At 43.6% G+C, this 5,373-nt stretch carries 6 protein-coding genes and 1 pseudogene; 5 read left to right on the top strand and 2 right to left on the bottom strand.

All coding sequences use genetic code 11. The features are described 5' to 3' along the window. A pseudogene (locus tag A3756_RS08550) lies at positions 1 to 298 on the bottom strand (hypothetical protein); the annotation flags it as partial. On the opposite strand from A3756_RS08550, the gene A3756_RS08555 reads away from it, so the two are divergent. From A3756_RS08555 to A3756_RS08575, 5 genes are all read left to right on the top strand, one after another. Beyond that, positions 290 to 1,591, top strand: a complete 1,302-nt coding sequence (locus tag A3756_RS08555) for an HD-GYP domain-containing protein (RefSeq protein ID WP_068553331.1) — start codon at positions 290 to 292, stop codon at positions 1,589 to 1,591. The pseudogene A3756_RS08550 and the gene A3756_RS08555 overlap by 9 nt on opposite strands. A gap of 2 nt (positions 1,592 to 1,593) precedes the next feature. Further along, on the top strand, positions 1,594 to 2,277 hold the full coding sequence (locus tag A3756_RS08560) for a DNA-3-methyladenine glycosylase I (RefSeq protein WP_068510459.1): 684 nt from the start codon (positions 1,594 to 1,596) through the stop codon (positions 2,275 to 2,277). A gap of 106 nt (positions 2,278 to 2,383) precedes the next feature. Further along, positions 2,384 to 3,418 (top strand): AraC family transcriptional regulator, encoded by a 1,035-nt coding sequence (locus tag A3756_RS08565; RefSeq protein ID WP_068510461.1) that lies wholly within the window; start codon positions 2,384 to 2,386, stop codon positions 3,416 to 3,418. A gap of 48 nt (positions 3,419 to 3,466) precedes the next feature. Next, positions 3,467 to 4,108 carry a glutathione S-transferase family protein gene (locus tag A3756_RS08570; protein WP_082865159.1) on the top strand — a complete coding sequence of 214 codons (642 nt, stop codon included), beginning with the start codon at positions 3,467 to 3,469 and terminating at the stop codon, positions 4,106 to 4,108. Continuing rightward, complete coding sequence (locus A3756_RS08575) at positions 4,105 to 4,377, top strand: DUF6160 family protein (protein ID WP_068553332.1); 273 nt, start codon at positions 4,105 to 4,107, stop codon at positions 4,375 to 4,377. Before A3756_RS08570 ends, A3756_RS08575 begins: the two co-directional genes overlap by 4 nt. Positions 4,378 to 4,418: 41 nt before the next feature. Here A3756_RS08575 and A3756_RS08580 read toward each other — a convergent pair whose 3' ends face one another. Next, positions 4,419 to 5,099, bottom strand: a complete 681-nt coding sequence (locus A3756_RS08580) for a phosphoglycolate phosphatase (protein ID WP_231872087.1) — start codon at positions 5,097 to 5,099, stop codon at positions 4,419 to 4,421. Between the last annotated feature and the right edge of the window lie 274 nt (positions 5,100 to 5,373).

The following is a 5,373-nucleotide window of genomic DNA, read 5'->3' on the forward strand; positions in this document are numbered from 1 at the left end:
AACTATCTAAAGGGGCGCCATGAAACACTAAATTGTGAATATTCAGAGCGATACCGGCGCCTATAAATAAGCTCAGATCTAGAAAGAATTGGAAAGACACCTGACGGTCAAGTGGTTTGCGATCTATCCAGGAAATACTAAACAAACGAATAGCTAGAGCAACGAGTATGGGGAAAACCAGGGTAGTTGCCGTTATCGATTCCAATAAGGGGCAGACTTGGCCGCCATATAGCATAAAAGCAATGGCTGCTAGCAAATAATGTGCGGCCACTCGTCTCTCAACTTTCACATGCCTCATAGTTTATTTCCCTGGATAGATCGCAAACCACTTGACCGTCAGGTGTCTTTCCAATTCTTTCTAGATCTGAGCTTATTTATAGGCGCCGGTATCGCTCTGAATATTCACAATTTAGTGTTTCATGGCGCCCCTTTAGATAGTTTATTAAAGGTTGTGATGGGCACCTTAATACTCGGCGCGTTTGTGGCGCTGGATTTATCTTTAGGTAGAGAGAAAGATATTGCTCAATATCTCATTAAGCAGTCGATGGCATTGCAGTTAAGGGAGAACTTTCTTTCCTTTGGTAAGAAGTTCTCGGCGGCGGCAATTGTATTGGTATTCAGTATCTCGACGGTATTCTTTTTGGTTATTAATAAAGACCTAAGTTGGTTGGTCGATAGTAGCCGTTATTTGGATATAAATGATGCGCGCATTAGCATTCTCAAAGAGGTAGCCTTCGTCGCTGCTGTCCTCTTGGTATATAGTATTCGGATCATATATTCCTATGTGACAAACTTGAATATGTACCTTTATTACCAGAATCATACCTTGTTTGAGGTGATGAATGGTGACCTGGAACAGCGAGTGCCGGTAGTCAGTCATGATGAGTTTGGGCGTATGGCTGAGGGTACCAATGCGATGATTGCCAGTTTGCAGCAGCATAGGGACGAACTTCAATTGACTCGAGATGTGTCTGTGCTAGCGCTAGCTTCGCTTGCAGAAACCCGGGACAATGAAACCGGTGGCCATATTCTGAGAACTCAGCATTACGTCCGTGTGCTAGCGGAACATTTGAGTGCACATCCCGACTTCAAAGACTATCTGGATGCTGAGACGGTGGATCTTTTATATAAGTCGGCACCTTTGCATGATGTGGGTAAAGTAGGTATTCCAGATAGTATCTTGCTCAAGCCAGGCAAGCTAACAGATGAAGAGTTCATGATCATGAAAACGCATGCGCAATTGGGGGCAGACTCTTTAGCGGTTGCCGAAGCCCGCTTGGGAAGCAATTCTTTCTTGCGTTATGCACGAGAGATTGCCGCCTCTCATCATGAAAAATGGGATGGTAGCGGATATCCTCAAGGCTTAAAGGGTGATGCTATTCCACTGTCTGCGCGTTTAATGGCTTTGGCAGATGTCTACGATGCTTTGATTAGTAAACGTGTATACAAGCCAGCTTTTGATCATGACAAAGCTAAGTCAATTATCCTTGATGGTGAAGGGAGCCACTTCGACCCCAGAGTGGTGGCTGCTTTCATATCGTGTGAGGGCGAGTTTACGGAGATTGCAGCAGAATATAAGGATGACCATTAGCGATGATGTCTTTTACGGAAATTGAAGAAAGAGCCTATGCTCGTCACGGCGGGGCAATGCAAGTTAATGCCACGCTTAACTCCCCCTTATCCTCAGATGAAATTTTAGCGATATCTGATGACCGTTGGCTATCTGCCTTCTCAAAGATAGTCTTTCAGACAGGGTTTAACTGGAGTGTCATTGACAATAAATGGCCCGCCTTTGAAGAAGCCTTCGCTAACTTCAATTTGCGATATTGCGCGTCATTGTCTGATGAGGCGTTAGAAGAGAAAATGAAAGGCGGCAAGATTGTTAAGCATTGGGCAAAGGTTAGTTCAATTCGAGAAAATGCGATGTTCTTACTAGATCTTATAGAAGAGCACCGTTCTCTAGGTGAGTTTTTTGCATCCTGGAAAGCTGAAGATTTCACAGATAATATTCAGTTGCTAAAAGCGCGTGGAAATCGTTTGGGTGGACGGGTTGGTCAGATAGCTCTACGGCGACTAGGTGTAGATACCTTGGTTCTTTCAGCTGATGTTGTTGGAGCTCTAGCGCAAGCTGGTAGCATTAACAAGATGCCGAATTCAAAGAAAGCTTGGGCTTTGTTACAAGAAACGATTGATCAATGGCAGGCAGAAACAGCTTATTCCCTGAATAAAATTAGCCAGCTTTTAGGTTTGTCATACGGTGATATTTATGAGCGTTAAGCCTTCCTTTACTATTGAACTATCGGCTTAGTATTGCGTAGACTAGGCCAATAAAGCAGTGAAGTAGATCAACGAAGCTAGATGATAAGAACAAAAAAGGCTAAACATGGCATCCTCACCCTCTCCAAGCATCAGTATTAGTACAATTTCTGATGTCTATCATGTCTTACTTGATAGGGGAATGTCAGAGCAAGAGTTAGCGCAGCAATCAGGTATTAGTCGGAAAGATATTGAAAACCTTGATGCTCGTATTCCTATTTCTAAATTAAACAAGATTTGGGATATCGCCAAGGATTATACTCAGCAGGCTGAAATTGGTCTTTATGTAGGTGAAGAAATTGACCCGGCTCGCTTCAGTGTTGTTGCTCAGGCATCCTTTCAGTGTGAGACGCTTCGTGATGTGCTCCAGGTGTATGCGCGCTTTTTCAGTATTGTGAATGAGGCCGCTTGTCTAACCCTTAAAGAAGGCGATGAGTGGGCAACCCTAGAATTTAAAAGCTTGTCACCTGACTGTTATTGCATTTCCGAAATGGAGCGTATGGTGGTAACGGCCCTGGCACGATGTGATTATTTAACAGGTCGGAGAATCAAGGTTCAGTGCTTTAACTTTCAGCATGCCCAGCCTGAATATATAGCTAAGTATCAGGAAGTCTGTAAGGGCGAGCTTAAGTTCTCTCAAGAGCAGACTGGTATTGTGTTTAAGAAATCGGCGCTTGATTTGAAAGTGAAGCATGGCAACCCTTATTTGCTTAGTGTTTTAACCTCTTATGCTGAAAAGCTGCTTCGCAAGGTTGCTTCAAGCTCTGATATCAAAGATAAAGTCAGGCGTTTTATTCGGCGTCACTTGGCCGAAGATGCAGAACTGGACGTTGAGCGTGCTGCAAAGGCTCTCAATATGAGCCGTCATACGCTTTATCGAAAACTGAAAAAAGAGCAGGTATCCTTTCAGTCTTTGGTTGAGGAAGTTCGGCAGCGAGAAGCTGAGCGTTATTTGAAGGAAAACAAGGTTTCTATTAGTGAAGTTGCATTTTTGTTAGGGTTTTCTGAATTGAGTGCTTTTAGCCGGGCCTTTAAACGATGGACGGGCGAGTCTCCTGCAAAGTTTCGAGCAAAGAGTTTCAATGGGGTCAGACTCGATTGAAAATCAATCGAGTCTGACCCCATTGAAACTAAAATAGAGGGTTAACTGATGAAGTTATATGGCAAGGGTACATCACGTTCTTTTCGTTGTGTTTGGGCGGCTGAAGAGGCTGGTCTTGATTACGAATATATCTCGGTAGAATTTGGCAGCGCGGGCGAGAAAGGCACGAACAGTGAAGATTATCGTTCCATGAATGTTCAAGGTAAGGTGCCGACGCTTGCTGACGGTTCTGTTTCTGGTGGCCCCTTGGTATTAACTGAAAGTGCTGCGATTGTTAATTATCTTGGCGCTGTATCTGATAAGAACTTATGTCCACCTGCTTCGGATCCGGTACTTCGTGGTCATTATGACCAACTGATGTTCTTTATCTTGTCCGACTTGGAGCAGCCTTTGTGGACCAACGGCAAGCATCGTTTTGCCATTCCTAAAGAACACCGTGTCGCTGATGTACTGCCGACTACTTTTTGGGAGTTCGAAAAGGCACAAAAGGCACTGACGAAGCTGATCGGTGAGTCTCCGACTTTTGCCTTAGGCGATGCTTTTAGCATGGTTGATATTGCTTTAGCGCATACCCTAGCTTGGGCGGAAAGCTTTAAGTTTGAGTTATTGCCCGGTATGAAAGCCTATAAAGATGCCTTGTATGAGCGCGAAGCATGTCAGCAGGCACTTGTTAAAGTGAGTGCTGAATGATGTGCTTTAAATTGAGATATCAGCTATTAGCTTTAAGCTTGCTTGCGCTGAGTTCTTTTAGTTCTGCAGAGCTAAAAGAACTGGATGACCAATCACTAGAAGAACAAAAAGGCCAGGCCGGGATTACCATCGATATTGAGTACAAGTTGTCGATAGGTCAAATTCTCTACAAGTTTGGTGACTCAGGTAATGGCAAATCGCGTAAGCAGCAAGATTATAATATACCCGAGCCTCCTAGAATCGTGTATGTTTTGTCTGATGATAAATGACGTAAGTATGAACTGCAGAACTTTCACTCTTCTTTCTTTAGTTACTTCACTAGCTCATCAAAGCTGCTGATCAAGGCCTCCGGCTGATAACTGGAAAGATCTTCTCCTTGGTGGTAGCCATATTCAACACAGATAACAGCTACGCCAGCCGCTTTAGCGGCCTTAATATCACTCAGCGAGTCGCCCACCATGATTGACTCGCTGACATGACACCCCAAAGTATTCATGCAGTGCAGAAGCGGAGCCGGGTGAGGCTTTTTCTCTGGTAAAGAGTCACCACAAAGTATCAAGTCAAATTCAGGTAAGTCATGAGCCTTTAGGAGTGCCGGAGTGAATTGCTCTGGTTTGTTCGTAATTACTGCCAGGTAAGGGTAGTGCTCTCTTAGTTGTTTTAAGGTCTTACTGACGTGTGGGTAAAGTTTACTTTGTCGGCCACTGACGTCTTGGTAGTGATCTAAAAAGCTTTGATAGGCTTGTTGGAATAGCTCTCCATCTACTTTCTTGGGTATCATCTTATTGCTTAGAGCCCGCTTTACCAACATTGCAGCACCGTTGCCCACCCAGTGTCGAACCTTATCTTGTCCTGCTTTCTCTCGTTGTAGGTCGACCAGCATACAGTCGACAGCAAAGGCTAAGTCGGGTACCGAATCAATGAGGGTGCCATCCAGATCAAACATTATGAGCCGAGCCTGTTTGCTACAAACCTTTTCAATAAGTGTCACATGTAATCCTATTACTGTTAGTTTTCAGAATATTTTCTGATGATCTTATCGATTATTCTACATGGCAGCTCGAATCCTGTCGTGTCTTTGCATGCTATTGGGATTAAGGAGCAAATTTAATTGTTAAAGGAAGCTTTAGTGGTGTTTAAAAACAGGCTATTTGAATATGAGTTCAATATATTTTACTTTTTGTGACTATTGGTCATAAAATTTTCTTCCCTTCTAGTGTATGCTATCGATATTAACTCAAGGCCTTAGTTTACTGACGTTTTAA

The sequence above is a fragment of the Oleiphilus sp. HI0086 genome (genome assembly GCF_001635225.1).

What these genes read in the sequence shown, in the direction of transcription:
- A3756_RS08555 (WP_068553331.1), top strand. Translation starts at nt 290, where the DNA reads ATGCCTCATAGTTTATTTCCCTGGATAGATCGCAAACCACTTGACCGT.
- A3756_RS08560 (WP_068510459.1), top strand. Translation starts at nt 1,594, where the DNA reads ATGATGTCTTTTACGGAAATTGAAGAAAGAGCCTATGCTCGTCACGGC.
- A3756_RS08565 (WP_068510461.1), top strand. Translation starts at nt 2,384, where the DNA reads ATGGCATCCTCACCCTCTCCAAGCATCAGTATTAGTACAATTTCTGAT.
- A3756_RS08570 (WP_082865159.1), top strand. Translation starts at nt 3,467, where the DNA reads ATGAAGTTATATGGCAAGGGTACATCACGTTCTTTTCGTTGTGTTTGG.
- A3756_RS08575 (WP_068553332.1), top strand. Translation starts at nt 4,105, where the DNA reads ATGATGTGCTTTAAATTGAGATATCAGCTATTAGCTTTAAGCTTGCTT.